Below are 17,358 nucleotides of genomic sequence, written 5' to 3'. Positions count from 1 at the left end.
TTGAAATTCAAAACATTGACCCAGTACCTGGTCGAGCAGCAAAGAGAACACAAGGCGGTGTCACCTGACGTCCGCCTGCTGATCGAAACCGTCTCTCGGGCCTGCAAGGCCATCGGCCACACGGTCAGCAAGGGCGCCTTGGGCGGCGTGCTGGGCAGCCAAGGCACAGAAAACGTGCAGGGTGAAATCCAAAAGAAACTCGACGTCCTGTCCAACGAAATCCTGCTCGAGGCCAACGAATGGGGCGGCAACCTAGCTGCCATGGCATCCGAGGAAATGCAAACCATCCACCGCATTCCCACCCAATACCCGAAAGGCCAGAATCTGCTGCTGTTCGATCCCCTGGACGGCTCCTCGAATATCGACGTCAACGTCTCGATCGGCACCATTTTTTCCGTCCTGCAGGCCCCGGACGAAGCCGCTGGGCGTGAAATCGCCGAAGCCGATTTCCTGCAACCCGGCACGCGCCAGGTGGCGGCAGGCTATGCTATCTACGGCCCGCAAACCATGCTGGTGCTGACCGTCGGCGCAGGCGTCATGGGATTCACGCTGGATCGCGAAATGGGCTCCTGGCTGCTGACGCACGAGAACATCCGTCTGCCCGAAGAAACCGCCGAATTCGCCATCAACATGTCGAACTCACGCCACTGGGAAGCCCCGGTGCAGCGTTACATCGGCGAATGCCTGCAGGGCGAGACCGGACCGCTGGGCAAGAACTACAACATGCGCTGGATCGCGTCCATGGTGGCCGATGTCCACCGTATCCTGACACGCGGCGGCGTGTTCATGTACCCGCGCGATTCCCGGGCATCCGGGCGCAAGGGCAAGCTGCGCCTGATGTACGAAGCCAACCCCATGAGCTTTCTGGTCGAGCAGGCCGGCGGATGCGCGGTGGATGGCAAGCACCGGGTACTCGACATCCAGCCCCAGGCCCTGCACGAGCGCGTCGGCGTGATCCTGGGATCAAAGCAGGAAGTCGAACGTCTGCAACGCTACCACTTGGACGCCTAAGGCTGGGTTCAATCCAGCGTCAACACGGTGGCGCCCGTGGTTTGGCGCGCCTTCAGGGCTTCATGGGCCAGCCCCGCGTCCTTCAGGGCAAAGCGCTGGCCGATCACGATGTCCAGCTTCCCGGCCGTCACCAGCTCGAAGATATCGGCGGCGGCGGCCTGCATGGCCTGTGCCGTCGCCGTGTAGGACGATACTGTCGGGCGCGTCACATAGAGCGATCCTTTGGCCGCCAGCTGCCCCAGGTTCACGCCTTCCACCGACCCGGACGCATTGCCGAAGCTGACCATCATGCCGCGCGGCTGCAGGCAGTCCAGGGACATTTCCCAGGTCGCCTTGCCGACGCCGTCATACACCACCGGCACCTTTTGGCCGCCGGTCAGTTCCAGCACCCGCGCGGGGACGTCTTCCCGCGTGTAGTCGATGATTTCCCAGGCGCCGTAGCGACGCGCCAATGCCGCCTTTTCTGGCGACGAAGTCGTGCCGATCAGCCGCACCCCCAGCGCCCGCGCCCATTGGCAGGCAATCAGGCCGACGCCGCCCGCCGCGGCGTGGAACAGGATGGTCTCGTTGCCTTGCAGACGATAGGTCTGGCGAAACAGATACTGCACCGTCAGCCCCTTGAGCATCAGCGCGGCGGCCTGTTCGAAACTGACGGCATCCGGGATGGCCACGACCTTGTCACCCGGCACATTGCGCAACGTGGCGTAGGCGCCGATAGGCCCTTGGCCATAGGCCACGCGATCCCCCACCCGGACATGGCTGACGCCCGCGCCGACGGCAGCTACGACGCCGGATGCCTCGAATCCCAGACCGTGCGGCAAGGCATGCGGATACAGACCCGTGCGACAATAGATATCGATGAAATTCAGGCCGATGGCCTTCTGGCGAATCTGCACTTCACCAGGCGCAGGTGCGGGAACGTCGATCTGCGCCAGTTGCAGGACCTCTGGCCCCCCATGCTGGCTGATTTGAATGATCTGTGCCTTTTCCACTGCAATTTCCTCCGGCCTGCGACGGGCCCTGTATCACTATATCCGATCAGACTAGCATGAATTCTCGCCAAGCCCAGCTCGCCATCCACCTGACGGCGCTCCTCTTCGGCCTGACCGGCATCTTCGGCGAACTGATCCAGGCCAGCGCCACATTGATCACCGCCGGACGCGCCCTGTTCGCCACGGTGACGCTACTGCTGTTCATCGGCCATGCAGGACACCGCATCGCCTGGCCGCAACGCCGGTCCTGGCTGGCGCTGGCGCTGGCGGGCATCCTGCTGGCGATCCACTGGACCAGTTTTTTCGTCGCCGTCAAGGTCGGGGGCATCGCCATCGCCACCCTGGGGTTCGCCAGCTTCCCGGCATTCATCACCATGCTGGAGGGCGTCCTGTTTCACGAACGCCCCCAGCCATCCGAATGGGCGGTCGTAGGGCTGGTCACACTGGGCCTGGTTCTGGTGACGCCGTCCTTCGATCTCCGCGACCAGGCCACCATCGGTCTGGCCTGGGGCGTGCTGTCGGGCCTGGCATTCGCCCTGTTCACCCTGGCCAACCGCAAGGCGGTCAGCCTCATGCCGGGGCGCGAACTGGCCTGCTGGGAAAATCTGGTTGTCACTGCCCTGACCCTGCCCTGGTGCTTCATGGAATTCACGGCGCTGCGTCCGCTGGACTGGCTGTGGATATTCATCCTGGGCGTCTTTTGCACCGCTTTGTCGCATGCCTTGCTGGTCTCCAGCCTGGCCCGACTGAAGGCGCGCACAGCGGGTATCGTCATCGCACTGGAACCCGTCTACGCCATCCTGTTCGCCGCCATCCTCTTTGCCCAGTATCCGACTCTCCGCGCGCTGGCCGGCGGCGCCCTGATCATCGGCGCCATCGTCTGGTCCGGCCTGCGCCGATCCGGATCCGAACCCGCGGCGACAGCGCCCAGCGCGCCGAAAACGCCACCAGCGGACTGATCCGCCCCAAGCGGTTAAAATGGCGGATTCCCTGTTTTATCCTAGTTGACACATTATGGCCGGACACAGTAAATGGGCAAATATCCAGCACCGCAAAGGGCGTCAGGACGCCAAGCGCGGCAAGCTCTGGACCAAGATCATCCGTGAAGTCACCGTCGCCGCCCGTGCGGGCGGCCCCGACCCCGACGCGAATCCGGCCTTGCGCCTGGCCTGGGACAAAGCGACCGCCGCCAATATGCCCAAGGACAACATCCTGCGCGCCATCCAGCGCGGCGCCGGCGGCGGGGACGATGCCAACTACGAAGAAATCCGCTACGAAGGCTACGGCATCGGCGGTGCGGCGCTGATCATCGACTGCATGACGGACAATCGCCAGCGCACGGTCTCCGAAGTCCGCCATACTCTGACCAAACACGGCGGCAACCTGGGACAGGACGGCAGCGTGGTGTTCATGTTTAAACACTGCGGCCAGTTCATCTTCGCCCCGGGCACCCCTGAAGAACAAGTCATGGACGTCGCCCTGGAAAACGGCGCCGACGACGTGCAGTCTGATGAAGAAGGCGTGATCGAAGTCACCTGCGAACCGGGTCAGTACCCGGCCGTGAAACAGGCTTTCGACGCTGCCGGCCTGGCAGCGGAAGTCCATGGCGTCGTCATGAAAGCCCTGTCCGAAGTCCAGCTGGCCGGCGAAGACGCCGAGCGCATGCAGAAAATCATTGATCTGCTCGAGGGCCTGGACGACGTGCAGGAAGTCTTTACCACCGCCGTCATGGACGACGTCGAATGAAGCTCCTGGTGATCGGCTCGGGAGGCCGCGAACACGCTCTGGCATGGCGTCTGGCCCATTCCCCCCGGGTGCAGAAAATCTATGTCGCGCCGGGCAATGGGGGCACGACTGATGCCTCGCTGCTGGAAAACCTGCCGCTGCAGGACACCGAGGCCCTGATCGCCTTCGCCCGCAGCGAAAAAATCGCCTTCACGGTCGTCGGGCCGGAAGCCCCGCTGGCCGCAGGCATCGTCGATGCCTTCCGCGCCGCGGGCCTGCGCATTTTCGGGCCAACCCAGGCAGCAGCACAACTGGAAAGCTCCAAGGACTACGCCAAAGCCTTCATGCAGCGCCACGGCATCCCCACGGCGGCCTACCAGACCTTTACCGATCCGCTGCAGGCCAAAGCCTACATCCAAGCGCTGGGCGCACCCATCGTCATCAAGGCCGACGGCCTGGCCGCCGGCAAAGGCGTAGTCGTCGCCCAGACGCTGGACGAAGCCTTGCAGGCCATCGATCACATGCTGGGAACCGATGGCGCCTTTGGCGCAGCTGGCGCCCGCGTCGTCGTCGAAGAATTCCTGGATGGCGAAGAAGCCAGCTTCATCGTCATGTGCGACGGCCAACACGTGCTGCCCCTGGCCACCAGCCAGGACCACAAACGCCTGCAAGACGCCGACACCGGTCCGAACACGGGCGGCATGGGGGCCTATTCCCCCGCGCCGCTGGTCACGCCGGCGCTACACAATCGCATCATGCGCGAAGTCATCCAGCCCGCCATCCAGGGCATGGCGCACGACGGCATCCCTTATACCGGGTTCCTGTACGCGGGCCTGATGATCGGCTCGGGATCGGATGCCAGCCGTCCCCTGAAAGTCCTGGAATTCAATTGCCGCATGGGTGATCCGGAAACCCAGCCCATCATGCTGCGCGTCAAGAACGATCTCACTGAAACGCTGGAACACGCCCTGAACGGCACCCTGGATCAAGCAGAGATCGAATGGGACCGGCGCACCGCTGTCGGCGTGGTGCTGGCAGCTGCCGGCTATCCCGACAGCCCGCGCAAGGGCGATGCCATCACCAAGCTGGCGCCCGACACCGACACCTGCGTCACTTTTCATGCCGGCACGGTGATCCAGGACGGCCAGTTGCGTACCAGCGGCGGCCGGGTCCTGTGCGTCACGGCGCTGGCTGATTCCGTTCGCCGCGCCCAGCAGGCCGCCTACGACGCCGTCAACCAGACGCTTTTCGAAGGCCGTCAGTTTCGCCGGGATATCGGCTGGCGCGCCCTGACCGGCAGCAAACGGCAGGACTGACGTCCTGCCCTCGGAGCCCCCATGCACGTTCCCGTCGATCTCGTCCACGAGACCTTTACCGCCCTGCAGGCGCGCATCGTCGGCGCTCTTGAAGACCTGGAAGGCGCACCCTTTGGCCACGATGCCTGGACCCGCGCCGAAGGCGGCGGCGGGCTGACCCGCTACTGCGAGGACGGCGCCGTATTCGAACGCGCCGGCGTGCTGTTCAGCCACGTGCACGGGCATACCCTGCCGCCGTCGGCCAGCGCCCACCGGCCGGAACTGGCGGGCCGCGCCTGGGAAGCCATGGGCGTCTCCATGGTGCTGCATCCGCGCAACCCCTACGTCCCCACCACGCACATGAACGTGCGCCTGTTTGTCGCCCACGGCAGCGGCGGCGATCAGGATGTGTTCTGGTTCGGCGGCGGCCTGGACCTGACGCCCTATTATCCCTTCGAAGCCGACGCGCGCCATTTCCACCAGATCTGCCACGATGCCGTGGCCCCGTTCGGGGCCGACAAATACCCGCACTACAAGGCCTGGTGCGACGACTATTTCCTGCTGCGCCACCGCCAGGAAACCCGAGGGGTGGGCGGCCTGTTCTTCGACGACCTGAACGCGCCGGATTTCGATACCTGCTTCGCCCTGACCCAGTCCGTCGGCAACTGCTTCATCCCCGCCTACGTACCCATTGTCCAGGCTCGTCAGCAGACCTCATACGGCGAACGTGAGCGCAGCTTCCAGGCCTACCGCCGCGGGCGCTACGTGGAATTCAACCTGGTCTACGACCGCGGCACGCTATTCGGCCTGCAATCGGGGGGCCGCACCGAATCCATTCTGCTGTCCATGCCGCCGGTCGCCCAATGGCGCTACGACTGGACACCGGAACCCGGGTCCCCCGAAGCCGCTCTGGCGGATTATCTGAAACCCCGCACATGGCTGTAATGCCTCAGGTCGGCCTGCTGGGTGGCAGTTTCGATCCTGTCCACCTGGCCCACATCGCCATGGCCAGGGCCGCTTGCCAGGCGCTGCAACTAAGCTATGTCGAACTGCTGCCCGTCGGCCAGCCCTGGCAGCGCGGGCGCCTGAGCGCGTCACCTGAACACCGTCTGGCCATGCTGAAGCTGGCCTGCGGCGACGATCCGCAGCTGCGCATCAACCCCATCGAGCTGCAGCGCCCCGGCGCCACCTACACCATCGACACCCTGACGGCCCTGCCGCGCACCGCCCGCTACACCTGGATTCTGGGGTCTGATCAACTGGCCAATTTCTGCACCTGGCATCGCTGGCGCGATATTCTGCAGCATGTACGCCTGGCCGTCGTCCAACGACCGGGCTCACCCCTGGAACCCCCGATGGAACTGGCGCAGGCGCTGGCGCCGGAAGGCCTTGTGCGTATCCCCTTGCCGCCGCAAGATGTATCCGCCTCGGCGATCCGTCAGGCGCTGACCCAGGGATGCCTCCCCGAATCACAACTCGATCCGCTGGTGCTGGGTTACATTCGTACCCACCAGCTCTATCAACGCCCGGCCCTTACCCCGGACAGTTCCCGAACACCATGAATCTACAAAAACAGCAACGCCTCATCATCGATGCCCTGGAAGACATCAAAGCCCAGGACATCAAGGTCTTCAACACCACCGGCCTGACCAGTCTGTTCGACCGCATCGTCATCGCCAGCGGCACCTCCAACCGCCAGACCCGGGCCATTGCCAGCCACGTGGCCGAACAGGCTAAAAAGCAAGGTCTGGAAGTGATCGCCCTGGAAGGCGAAGACTCCGGCGAATGGGTACTGCTTGATCTGGGCGACATTGTCGTGCACTGCATGCAGCCGGCCATCCGCAGTTATTACAACCTGGAAGAAATCTGGGGCGCCAAACCCGTGCGCGTCAAACTGCTGTCCACTGGCCCAGCGCGGGCATCGGGCTTCGACGACGATCTCTTCGAGAAATGAAACTACGCGTCTACGCGGTGGGTACCCGCATGCCCGCCTGGGTACAGGACGCCTGGCAGGACTACGCCAAGCGCATGCCCCGAGACTGCGCCATCGAACTGCATGAAATCCGCCCTGAACCCCGCACCCAGGGAAAAACCACGGCCCAGCTGATGTTGGCTGAAGCCCAACGCATCGAAGCCGCCTTGCACGAACCCGCCTGGCGTGTCATTTTGGATGAGCATGGGCGTGACCTCAGCACCCGCGACCTGGCCGCTCACCTGGAAGACTGGCGCGCCGGCGGTCAGGACATCGCCCTCATTGTCGGCGGCCCTGATGGCCTGGACCCCACCCTGAAACAGACTGCGCGGCAAACGCTGCGTCTGTCCTCGCTGACACTGCCGCATCCCCTGGTCCGCGTGCTGCTGGCCGAACAACTATATCGTGCCTGGAGTATTCTGTCCGGTCACCCCTACCACCGCGATTAAGGACATTTCATGACTGCTCGCCGTCGCACCAAAATTGTTGCCACCCTGGGTCCGGCTACTTCCAGCCCGGAACGCATCGAGGCGCTGATCCTGGCGGGCCTGGACGTCGCCCGCCTGAATTTTTCGCACGGCTCGGCAGAAGACCACCGGGAACGCGTCCGCCTGGTGCGTGATATTGCGGCGCGTCTTGATCGGCACGTCGCCATCATGGGCGACCTGCAAGGTCCCAAAATCCGCATCGCCCGCTTTCGCGACGGCCCGATCGAGCTGCACGTCGGCGATCCCTTCACCCTGTCCATCCATCATCCCGTGGATGCCGGCACCACATCCATCGTGGGCATCGAATACCCGCCGCTGGTCCAGGACTGTGCTCCCGGTGACGAGCTGCTGCTGGACGACGGCCGCGTCATCCTGCAGGTGACCTCCGTCGAAAGCGACGCCGTCCATACCGTCGTGACCGTGGGCGGGCCGCTCTCCAACAACAAGGGCATCAATCGGCGCGGCGGCGGCATCTCGGCTCCCAGCCTGACCGACAAAGACCACCAGGACATCCGCCTGGCCGCCGAGCTTGACCTGGACTACGTGGCCGTCTCCTTCCCTCGTTCCGGAGCCGACATGGAACAGGCCCGGCGCCTGGTTCGTGCAACCGGCAGCGCGGCCTGGATCATCGCCAAGATCGAACGCGCCGAAGCCGTGGCCGACGACGAGGCCATGGACAATCTGATCCGTGCCAGCGACGGCGTCATGGTCGCCCGAGGCGACCTGGGGGTGGAAATCGGCGATGCCCGCCTGGTCGGCATCCAGAAACGCATCATCCAGCACGCACGCACACTGAACAAAGTGGTGATCACGGCCACCCAGATGATGGAATCCATGATCTCCAGCCCCATCCCCACCCGCGCAGAGGTTTCCGACGTCGCCAATGCGGTGCTGGACTACACCGACGCCGTGATGCTGTCGGCGGAATCGGCATCCGGCCAGTATCCGGTGGAAGCCGTGCAGGCCATGGCCCGCATCTGCCTGGGAGCCGAACAAGAACCCACCAGCATTCGTTCTCATCACCGCCTGAACGAGACCTTTACCCGCTGCGACGAAACCATTGCGCTGGCCAGCATGTACGCAGCCAACCATTTCCCCGGTGTCAAAGCCATCATCAGCCTGACCGAAAGCGGCCACACGCCGCTGATCATGTCGCGCATCCGTTCAGGGGTGCCCATCTACTGCTATACCCGGCACGTCGCCACCCAACGACGGGCCGCGATGTTCCGCGGGGTGTATACGGTGCCCTTTGACGCAGCTGCGCTGCCGCCGGCCGAGGTCAGCGAAGCCGCTATCGATATTCTGCGTCAGCGCGGCCTGCTGCAGTCAGGCGACTGGATCATCCTGACCAAGGGCGATTTCTACAGCAACAGCGGCGGCACCAACGGCCTGAAGATCCTGCGCGTGTCCTGATGATCCCGGCCTTCGTCCTGCTGGCCTCGGCCAGCCCGCGCCGCCACGAAATCCTGGACCAGCTGGGCGTCCGGCACGGCATACTGCGCGTGCCGCCTCCCGCTGGCGAGGACGAGCCGCGCTTGCCGGACGAGTCTGCTGCAGACTACGTCCGGCGCACCGCGCGGGACAAAGCGCAACAAGCGCTGGCCTGGCTGGCAGCTGGCGGACGACCCGGCAGTATCCCCGCCGACTGGCCCCAGGGCTGGGAACAAACGCCCATCCTGTGCGCCGACACGACTGTCATTCTGGATGACGATGTGCTGGGCAAACCCGCCGACGCAGTACAAGCCGCCGCCATGCTGCGCCGGCTATCCGGCCGCACGCATCAGGTACACACCGCCGTCGTTCTGGCTGCCGGCGGGCGGCTGCTGGAGACCTGCCAGATCAGCGAAGTGCGCTTCCAGGCGCTGCATGCCGCCGACATCGCGCAGTATTGCGCGACCGGCGAACCCTTCGGCAAGGCCGGCAGCTATGCCATCCAGGGCCGCGCCGCCGCGTTCATCACACATCTGTCCGGCAGCCATAGCGGCGTCATGGGTCTGCCCGCCCACGACACCATGCGCTTGCTGCAGCAGGCAAGCGCCCCAGCCAGCCGCTGAATCCAGGGACAGCTTGGGCAATATCCAGGCTCCCAGGGGTTATCCCTTGGTTTCTCTTGTCATCCTTGACCAGTCTGGTCCGGACCCCTAGCATATTTTGACAACTTGCTGAACATCGCAAGCCCTCGGTGATGGCCGTGGCTGCATGCAGGGCCATCGTTGCAAACATCCTACCTTCCAAAGAGGTATTGCACATGGTTGACCCAGCCGTCAATTCCACCGCATCAGGCCAGACCGCTTCTGAAATTCGCAGCGGCAATCTGCCCCCCGTCACTTACCGCGACCTTCCCGAGCCCCTATCCCTCAAAAAAGTCGTCGGCCCCAGCGTCCTGCTGTTGGCCGGCTCGATCGGATCCGGCGAATTCGTGCTGTGGCCCTATATCTCCACACAGACCGGCTTGGCGCTGGTCTGGCTGGCCACGATCGGTATCCTGACCCAGTATTTCCTGAATATGGAAATCACCCGCTACACCCTGGCAACAGGCGAGACGGCAGTCACCGGCTTTACCCGCTTATGGAAACCCTGGAGCTGGCTGTTCATCATCATGGCAGTCGTCCCCTGGATGTGGCCGGGATGGGCCACCGGCAGTTCCACTGCGCTGACCTATGCTTTCGGCCTGTCCGAAGGCGCCGTGATTCCGATCACCATCGCGTCCCTGGTCCTGATCGGCATCATCCTGACGGTCTCTCCGGTGGTCTACAAGACCGTCGAAAAAATCCAGTTCTTCCTGGTCGCCCTGATCGTGCTCTTCATGCTCTATATGGTCTTCGGGCTGCTGACCGGCGAATCCTGGTCTGCGCTGGTGTCCGGCTTCACCACTGAAGTCCCCCAGATCCCTGAAGCCATCGGCAAGCTGCCCATCGCCTTGCTGCTGGGGGCCATCGCTTTCGCCGGCGCCGGCGGCGTCATGAATCTGGCGCAATCCAACTGGGTGCGCGACAAAGGCATGGGCATGGGGGCGCTATTGCCCAAGATCGTCTCGCCCATTACCGGCGAAGAAACCACCGGGGCAGCCATCGGCCACTTCTTCCCCCAGGACGAAGCCAATATGAAACGCTGGCGCGGCTGGTGGCGTGTGGCCGACCGCGAACAGTTCCTGACCTTCTTCGTGCTGGGCCTGCTCGCCATCCTGCTGTTCATGATGCTGGCCTACACCTATCTGGGTGTCGGCGGCGAAGCCAAGAACTTCGACTTCGTGCGCTTGCTGGGTCAAACGCTGAATGAAAGCGTCGGCAGCTGGGCCGGCCCGGCCTTCTGGTTCACCGGTGTCGTGGTGCTGCTTTCCACCAATCTGACCGTACTGGACATGATCGGCCGCATCGTCGCCGACATCGCCAAGAACAACTGGCTGCGCGACAGCCAGGCGTGGTCAGAAAGCCGCCTGTACTTCCTGGTGGTCTGGCTGATGGTGGCCTTCGGATCGATCATCCTGCTGTCGGGCGTCAGCCAGCCGCTGCTGCTGTTGGTGATCGCCTCTGCGCTGAACGGCCTGGTGATGTTTGTGTATTCGGTCCTGCTGATCCAGTTGAACCGCTGCATGCTGCCCCGCGCCATCGGTCTGACCGGCGTACGTTACGTAGCCATCCTGTGGGCCGTGCTGTTCTATGGCGGGTTCTCGCTCTACCTGCTGAGCGATCAGCTTGGCAAGCTGTTCTAAATAAAGGCAAAGCCTCCATCCAGAGCTCCCTGCGGGGAGCTCTGCTGCTCTCCTCAAGGCGACGTTCTAGGATCGGTGAGGCACACGGTTCAAGACGACGTTCTGGAACCGGCGGGGCACACGGTAAAAGCCGGCGCATCAAAGGACAAAGCCCCTGCAGAGGAACTCTGCAGGGGCTTTGCGGTATAGAAGCCTGACGATGACCTACTTTCACAGGTGTCCACCCACTATCATCGGCGCGAAGGCGTTTCACTGTCCTGTTCGGGAAGGGAAGGAGTGGGGCCACCTTGCTATGGTCGTCAAGCATAACTGGTTGTGGTTCAGTCTGGGACTGGACCACCAATTTGGAAGAAGCACACGTGGCAGCGATGCTGCTGTTGATGCGCCGTCTTTGGGACGGGCTGCATTGTAGCAGGTTTGCGGCACACGGTTTAGGTTGTTCTTGGCGTTTCAATTAAATCGGCGTACACACGATCCTCTATTCGCTTGGAGTCAGCCAATTGGCCAACCTGCAAGGTTATAGGATCAAGCCGCACGGGCAATTAGTACTGGTTAGCTGCACGCATTACTGCGCTTCCACACCCAGCCTATCAACGTCCTGGTCTCGGACGACCCTTTAGGGGGGTCAAGCCCCCGGGATACCTAATCTTCAGACGAGTTTCGCGCTTAGATGCCTTCAGCGCTTATCTCTTCCGTACATAGCTACTCGGCAATGCCATTGGCATGACAACCGATACACCAGCGGTACGTCCACTCCGGTCCTCTCGTACTAGGAGCAGGCTCCGTCAAGTATCCAACGCCCACGGCAGATAGGGACCAAACTGTCTCACGACGTTTTAAACCCAGCTCACGTACCTCTTTAAATGGCGAACAGCCATACCCTTGGGACCGGCTACAGCCCCAGGATGAGATGAGCCGACATCGAGGTGCCAAACACCGCCGTCGATATGAACTCTTGGGCGGTATCAGCCTGTTATCCCCAGAGTACCTTTTATCCGTTGAGCGATGGCCCTTCCATACAGAACCACCGGATCACTATGACCTGCTTTCGCACCTGTTCGACTTGTCAGTCTCACAGTCAAGCACGCTTATGCCATTGCACTATCAGCACGATTTCCGACCGTACCTAGCGTACCTTCGTACTCCTCCGTTACACTTTAGGAGGAGACCGCCCCAGTCAAACTGCCCACCATGCACTGTCCCCAACCCGGATAACGGGCCAAGGTTAGAACCGCAAACAGACCAGGGTGGTATTTCAAGGTTGGCTCCACTGCATCTAGCGACACAGTTTCAACGCCTCCCACCTATCCTACACAGGCCGGTTCACAATCCAATGCAAAGCTACAGTAAAGGTTCATGGGGTCTTTCCGTCTAGCCGCGGGTAGATTGCATCATCACAAACATTTCAACTTCGCTGAGTCTCAGGAGGAGACAGTGTGGCCATCGTTACGCCATTCGTGCAGGTCGGAACTTACCCGACAAGGAATTTCGCTACCTTAGGACCGTTATAGTTACGGCCGCCGTTTACCGGGGCTTCGATCAAGAGCTTGCACCCCATCACTTAACCTTCCGGCACCGGGCAGGCGTCACACCCTATACGTCGACTTTCGTCTTGGCAGAGTGCTGTGTTTTTAATAAACAGTCGCAGCCACCGATTCACTGCGGCCCCTTCATGCTCAGCGCGCAGGCGCTTCACACTACAAGGGCATACCTTCTCCCGAAGTTACGGTATCAATTTGCCGAGTTCCTTCTCCTGAGTTCTCTCAAGCGCCTTGGAATATTCATCCCGTCCACCTGTGTCGGTTTGCGGTACGGTCTCGTGAGACTGAAGCTTAGAGGCTTTTCCTGGGACAACTTCCGATCAGTCCAGAGACCTAAGTCTCTGTCCAGCCACACCCTTGAATTACGCGCCCGGATTTACCTAAGCGCCTTCTATGATGCAGCAACGAGGACATCCAACACCCCGATGATCTTGCAGCCATCCGTCCCCCCATCGCATCTCACGACGGTGCTGGAATATTAACCAGCTTCCCATCAGCTACGCATCTCTGCCTCGCCTTAGGGGCCGACTCACCCTGCGCCGATGAACGTTGCGCAGGAAACCTTGGACTTACGGCGAGGGGGCTTTTCACCCCCTTTATCGCTACTCATGTCAGCATTCGCACTTCTGATACCTCCAGCAGACCTCTCGATCTGCCTTCGCAGGCTTACAGAACGCTCTCCTACCGCGTGCAATAAATTGCACACCCGCAGCTTCGGTAACTGGCTTGAGCCCCGTTACATCTTCCGCGCAGGACGACTCGATCAGTGAGCTATTACGCTTTCTTTAAAGGGTGGCTGCTTCTAAGCCAACCTCCTGACTGTCTATGCCTTCCCACTTCGTTTCCCACTTAGCCCGTTTTAGGGACCTTAGCTGGCGGTCTGGGTTGTTTCCCTCTTGAGTCCGGACGTTAGCACCCGGTGCTCTGTCTCCCACACTGTACTTGCCGGTATTCGGAGTTTGCCATAGGTTGGTAAGTCGCCATGACCCCCTAGCTATAACAGTGCTCTACCCCCGGCAGTAATCATGTGAGGCACTACCTAAATAGTTTTCGGAGAGAACCAGCTATCTCCAGGCTTGTTTAGCCTTTCACCCCTATCCACAGTTCATCCCCTAATTTTTCAACATTAGTGGGTTCGGTCCTCCAGCACGTGTTACCGTGCCTTCAACCTGACCATGGATAGATCGCCTGGTTTCGGGTCTACACCCAGCGACTGAATCGCCCTATTCGGACTCGCTTTCGCTACGCCTTCCCTATTCGGTTAAGCTTGCCACTGAATGTAAGTCGCTGACCCATTATACAAAAGGTACGCAGTCACCCCACAAGGAGGCTCCTACTGTTTGTATGCATACGGTTTCAGGATCTATTTCACTCCCCTTCCGGGGTTCTTTTCGCCTTTCCCTCACGGTACTGGTTCACTATCGGTCGATTACGAGTATTTAGCCTTGGAGGATGGTCCCCCCATGTTCAGACAGGATTTCACGTGTCCCGCCCTACTTGTCTGACGCTTAGTTCCACATTCCAATTTTCGTCTACAGGGCTATCACCATGCTACGGCTGACCTTTCCAGATCATTCGACTAATTGAAGTGCTAAATCGTCAAGGCTCATCCGGTTTCGCTCGCCGCTACTACCGGAATCTCGGTTGATTTCTTTTCCTCGAGCTACTGAGATGTTTCAGTTCACCCGGTTCGCCCCGTACACCTATGTATTCAGTGTACGGTACAGCATCGCTGCTGTGGGTTTCCCCATTCGGACATCTGCGGATCAAAGCTTGTTTGCCAGCTCCCCGCAGCTTTTCGCAGGCTACAACGTCCTTCGTCGCCTGTAATCGCCAAGGCATCCACCATATGCACTTATTCGCTTGATCCTATAACTTTGCAGGTTATAGGAATATGAGTTTCGCGTGTTTGTGCCGTTCAATTCCATTAAAGGCCAACCAGAATCCAATCCATAGGATTTTCTTCTGTTTGAATCTTAAGAACATTTGAACAATTGATTTTGCAATCACAACCCGTAAATTACCCATCATCGACAATAAAGCCGATTCATGATATTTACATTGTTGTGCTTCTTCCAGATTGTTAAAGAACATGGTACTTCTACTGCCTGAACACCCGAAGATGTTCATTCAGTCAGCAATGCCCTGAACACCTGATAACAGGCCCCAAGACATTCTTGACTGATCGATCGTGTCCACCTGCCGCATTCACATCAGACCCACCGCAATGGTGGAGGATGACGGGATCGAACCGACGACCCCCTGCTTGCAAAGCAGGTGCTCTCCCAGCTGAGCTAATCCCCCGTTTTCAGCCTTATCGCTGAAAATGCCCCCACGCTGCGCCTGCGGCTTGCTGCCCCCCGAGGGGGCGCTTTTGCCTTGGGGCGGCCCGGCGGCAAAACCGTGGTGGGTCAAGATGGATTCGAACCATCGACCCCCGCCTTATCAAGACGGTGCTCTAACCGACTGAGCTACTGACCCCTTAAGTCTGCGTGACTGCAGGCCTGGACTTCAGACCATGTACTACCAACAGCCGATAAGCGTGGACGCTACAACAACAAGCACACAAGCTTGCTCTTAAAGGAGGTGATCCAGCCGCACCTTCCGATACGGCTACCTTGTTACGACTTCACCCCAGTCATGAATCCCACCGTGGTAAGCGCCCTCCTTGCGGTTAGGCTACCTACTTCTGGTGAAACCCACTCCCATGGTGTGACGGGCGGTGTGTACAAGACCCGGGAACGTATTCACCGCGACATGCTGATCCGCGATTACTAGCGATTCCGACTTCACGCAGTCGAGTTGCAGACTGCGATCCGGACTACGATCGGGTTTCTGAGATTGGCTCCACCTCGCGGCTTGGCATCCCTCTGTCCCGACCATTGTATGACGTGTGAAGCCCTACCCATAAGGGCCATGAGGACTTGACGTCATCCCCACCTTCCTCCGGTTTGTCACCGGCAGTCCCATTAGAGTGCTCAACTAAATGTAGCAACTAATGGCAAGGGTTGCGCTCGTTGCGGGACTTAACCCAACATCTCACGACACGAGCTGACGACAGCCATGCAGCACCTGTGTTCCAGTTCTCTTGCGAGCACTCCCTAATCTCTTAAGGATTCCAGACATGTCAAGGGTAGGTAAGGTTTTTCGCGTTGCATCGAATTAATCCACATCATCCACCGCTTGTGCGGGTCCCCGTCAATTCCTTTGAGTTTTAATCTTGCGACCGTACTCCCCAGGCGGTCAACTTCACGCGTTAGCTGCGCTACTAAGGTTAATAAACCCCAACAGCTAGTTGACATCGTTTAGGGCGTGGACTACCAGGGTATCTAATCCTGTTTGCTCCCCACGCTTTCGTGCATGAGCGTCAGTATCATCCCAGGGGGCTGCCTTCGCCATCGGTATTCCTCCACATCTCTACGCATTTCACTGCTACACGTGGAATTCTACCCCCCTCTGACGTACTCTAGCCCGGTAGTTAAAAGTGCAGTTCCAAGGTTAAGCCCTGGGATTTCACACCTTTCTTTCCGAACCGCCTGCGCACGCTTTACGCCCAGTAATTCCGATTAACGCTTGCACCCTACGTATTACCGCGGCTGCTGGCACGTAGTTAGCCGGTGCTTATTCTGCAGGTACCGTCATTAGCCCAAGGTATTATCCCAGGCCGTTTCTTCCCTGCCAAAAGTGCTTTACAACCCGAAGGCCTTCATCGCACACGCGGGATGGCTGGATCAGGGTTTCCCCCATTGTCCAAAATTCCCCACTGCTGCCTCCCGTAGGAGTCTGGGCCGTGTCTCAGTCCCAGTGTGGCTGGTCGTCCTCTCAAACCAGCTACAGATCGTCGCCTTGGTAGGCCTTTACCCCACCAACTAGCTAATCTGATATCGGCCGCTCCAATAGTGAGAGGTCTTGCGATCCCCCCCTTTCCCCCGTAGGGCGTATGCGGTATTAGCTGACCTTTCGGCCAGTTATCCCCCGCTACTGGGCACGTTCCGATATATTACTCACCCGTTCGCCACTCGCCACCAAGAAAGCAAGCTTTCTCGTGCTGCCGTTCGACTTGCATGTGTAAAGCATCCCGCTAGCGTTCAATCTGAGCCAGGATCAAACTCTTCAGTTTAATTCCTGTAATCGTAGTTTCTTGTCCCCGAAGGGACGGAAAGCTACGTTCGCTATGCATCACTCAAAAGAAATGACTAAGCTTGGTTTAAACCTTACTTCTTCATTTCTATCTATGTGAGCACTTGGTATAACATGTGTGCATTTCCGAACAATGCGCGATTCGTGAGAATCAGCGTACTGCCGGGCTGTGCTGCCTGTTATCAAGCGCCCACACTTATCGGCTGTTAAGTTTTTAAAGAACAAATCTGCGTGAAGCAGAGAAACGAGATTATGAAGAAGTTTTTTGTTCTTGTCAAATCGCTGTCGGGGAAAAATCAACATCGGTAAACCGGTGAAATCTCTACCCTTCCAGCAATCTGACCAGAAGATCTTCATCCTCTCGTCGAGCCTGCCATTAAAACACATCTGCATTTCAATGTCAAACCTGACTGCACCCGACCGAAGCCGGATCTTCGTCACCAACATCGGTCATCAATCGGGCTTTTCACCTACAAATCAAT

At 59.8% G+C, this 17,358-nt stretch carries 12 protein-coding genes, 2 tRNA genes and 3 rRNA genes; 11 read left to right on the top strand and 6 right to left on the bottom strand.

Annotated features, from left to right (window positions below; translation table 11 throughout):
• Positions 1 to 1,011: a class 1 fructose-bisphosphatase gene (locus tag VDP79_RS05775; protein ID WP_323017271.1), complete on the top strand. Its 1,011-nt coding sequence runs from the start codon at positions 1 to 3 to the stop codon at positions 1,009 to 1,011.
• A gap of 8 nt (positions 1,012 to 1,019) precedes the next feature.
• Here VDP79_RS05775 and VDP79_RS05770 read toward each other — a convergent pair whose 3' ends face one another.
• Positions 1,020 to 2,009 (bottom strand): quinone oxidoreductase, encoded by a 990-nt coding sequence (locus VDP79_RS05770; protein WP_323017581.1) that lies wholly within the window; start codon positions 2,007 to 2,009, stop codon positions 1,020 to 1,022.
• 50 nt (positions 2,010 to 2,059) lie between these two features.
• On the opposite strand from VDP79_RS05770, the gene VDP79_RS05765 reads away from it, so the two are divergent.
• From VDP79_RS05765 to VDP79_RS05720, 10 genes are all read left to right on the top strand, one after another.
• Entirely contained in the window at positions 2,060 to 2,962 is a 903-nt protein-coding gene (locus tag VDP79_RS05765) for a DMT family transporter (RefSeq protein WP_323017270.1), read from the top strand.
• Between the two features lie 55 nt (positions 2,963 to 3,017).
• A complete protein-coding gene (locus tag VDP79_RS05760) occupies positions 3,018 to 3,749 on the top strand; it encodes a YebC/PmpR family DNA-binding transcriptional regulator (RefSeq protein ID WP_323017269.1) in 732 nt (243 codons plus the stop codon).
• Complete coding sequence (purD, locus tag VDP79_RS05755; RefSeq protein ID WP_323017268.1) at positions 3,746 to 5,044, top strand: phosphoribosylamine--glycine ligase; 1,299 nt, start codon at positions 3,746 to 3,748, stop codon at positions 5,042 to 5,044. The genes VDP79_RS05760 and purD overlap by 4 nt, the downstream gene beginning before the upstream one ends.
• A 21-nt stretch (positions 5,045 to 5,065) precedes the next feature.
• Positions 5,066 to 5,968 carry an oxygen-dependent coproporphyrinogen oxidase gene (hemF, locus tag VDP79_RS05750; RefSeq protein ID WP_323017267.1) on the top strand — a complete coding sequence of 301 codons (903 nt, stop codon included), beginning with the start codon at positions 5,066 to 5,068 and terminating at the stop codon, positions 5,966 to 5,968.
• Complete coding sequence (gene nadD / locus VDP79_RS05745) at positions 5,968 to 6,585, top strand: nicotinate (nicotinamide) nucleotide adenylyltransferase (RefSeq protein WP_416233061.1); 618 nt, start codon at positions 5,968 to 5,970, stop codon at positions 6,583 to 6,585. The genes hemF and nadD overlap by 1 nt, the downstream gene beginning before the upstream one ends.
• Positions 6,582 to 6,977: a ribosome silencing factor gene (rsfS, locus tag VDP79_RS05740; protein ID WP_323017265.1), complete on the top strand. Its 396-nt coding sequence runs from the start codon at positions 6,582 to 6,584 to the stop codon at positions 6,975 to 6,977. Before nadD ends, rsfS begins: the two co-directional genes overlap by 4 nt.
• Complete coding sequence (gene rlmH / locus VDP79_RS05735; RefSeq protein WP_323017264.1) at positions 6,974 to 7,444, top strand: 23S rRNA (pseudouridine(1915)-N(3))-methyltransferase RlmH; 471 nt, start codon at positions 6,974 to 6,976, stop codon at positions 7,442 to 7,444. Before rsfS ends, rlmH begins: the two co-directional genes overlap by 4 nt.
• A 9-nt stretch (positions 7,445 to 7,453) precedes the next feature.
• Entirely contained in the window at positions 7,454 to 8,896 is a 1,443-nt protein-coding gene (gene pyk / locus VDP79_RS05730; protein WP_323017263.1) for a pyruvate kinase, read from the top strand.
• Entirely contained in the window at positions 8,896 to 9,537 is a 642-nt protein-coding gene (locus VDP79_RS05725; RefSeq protein ID WP_323017262.1) for a Maf family protein, read from the top strand. Before pyk ends, VDP79_RS05725 begins: the two co-directional genes overlap by 1 nt.
• A 194-nt stretch (positions 9,538 to 9,731) precedes the next feature.
• Positions 9,732 to 11,195 (top strand): Nramp family divalent metal transporter, encoded by a 1,464-nt coding sequence (locus VDP79_RS05720; RefSeq protein ID WP_323017261.1) that lies wholly within the window; start codon positions 9,732 to 9,734, stop codon positions 11,193 to 11,195.
• A 191-nt stretch (positions 11,196 to 11,386) separates the two neighbouring features.
• On the opposite strand, the gene rrf is transcribed toward VDP79_RS05720, so the two are convergent.
• The 5 genes from rrf to VDP79_RS05695 form a co-directional block, all read right to left on the bottom strand.
• Positions 11,387 to 11,499 (bottom strand): 5S ribosomal RNA (gene rrf / locus VDP79_RS05715).
• A gap of 217 nt (positions 11,500 to 11,716) precedes the next feature.
• Positions 11,717 to 14,605, bottom strand: a 23S ribosomal RNA gene (locus VDP79_RS05710).
• 359 nt (positions 14,606 to 14,964) lie between these two features.
• Positions 14,965 to 15,040: transfer RNA gene (locus VDP79_RS05705), tRNA-Ala, on the bottom strand.
• Positions 15,041 to 15,140: 100 nt separating this feature from the next.
• A tRNA-Ile gene (locus VDP79_RS05700) sits at positions 15,141 to 15,217 on the bottom strand.
• 98 nt (positions 15,218 to 15,315) lie between these two features.
• Positions 15,316 to 16,856, bottom strand: a 16S ribosomal RNA gene (locus tag VDP79_RS05695).
• The 16S, 23S and 5S rRNA genes sit together here with 2 tRNA genes alongside, the layout of an rRNA operon.
• Positions 16,857 to 17,358 lie beyond the last annotated feature (502 nt).

It is taken from the genome of Castellaniella sp. (assembly GCF_034675905.1).
In the GTDB taxonomy this organism is placed as follows: domain Bacteria; phylum Pseudomonadota; class Gammaproteobacteria; order Burkholderiales; family Burkholderiaceae_B; genus Castellaniella.
Note: the sequence above shows the minus strand (reverse complement) of the source record. Positions and strands in the feature narration are given on the sequence as shown.

Bases quoted from the DNA above. Each gene is read 5' to 3' on its own strand.
- VDP79_RS05720 (WP_323017261.1), top strand. From the start codon at position 9,732: ATGGTTGACCCAGCCGTCAATTCCACCGCATCAGGCCAGACCGCTTCT.
- VDP79_RS05765 (WP_323017270.1), top strand. From the start codon at position 2,060: ATGAATTCTCGCCAAGCCCAGCTCGCCATCCACCTGACGGCGCTCCTC.
- VDP79_RS05725 (WP_323017262.1), top strand. From the start codon at position 8,896: ATGATCCCGGCCTTCGTCCTGCTGGCCTCGGCCAGCCCGCGCCGCCAC.
- rlmH (WP_323017264.1), top strand. From the start codon at position 6,974: ATGAAACTACGCGTCTACGCGGTGGGTACCCGCATGCCCGCCTGGGTA.
- pyk (WP_323017263.1), top strand. From the start codon at position 7,454: ATGACTGCTCGCCGTCGCACCAAAATTGTTGCCACCCTGGGTCCGGCT.
- purD (WP_323017268.1), top strand. From the start codon at position 3,746: ATGAAGCTCCTGGTGATCGGCTCGGGAGGCCGCGAACACGCTCTGGCA.
- rsfS (WP_323017265.1), top strand. From the start codon at position 6,582: ATGAATCTACAAAAACAGCAACGCCTCATCATCGATGCCCTGGAAGAC.
- nadD (WP_416233061.1), top strand. From the start codon at position 5,968: ATGCCTCAGGTCGGCCTGCTGGGTGGCAGTTTCGATCCTGTCCACCTG.
- VDP79_RS05760 (WP_323017269.1), top strand. From the start codon at position 3,018: ATGGCCGGACACAGTAAATGGGCAAATATCCAGCACCGCAAAGGGCGT.
- hemF (WP_323017267.1), top strand. From the start codon at position 5,066: ATGCACGTTCCCGTCGATCTCGTCCACGAGACCTTTACCGCCCTGCAG.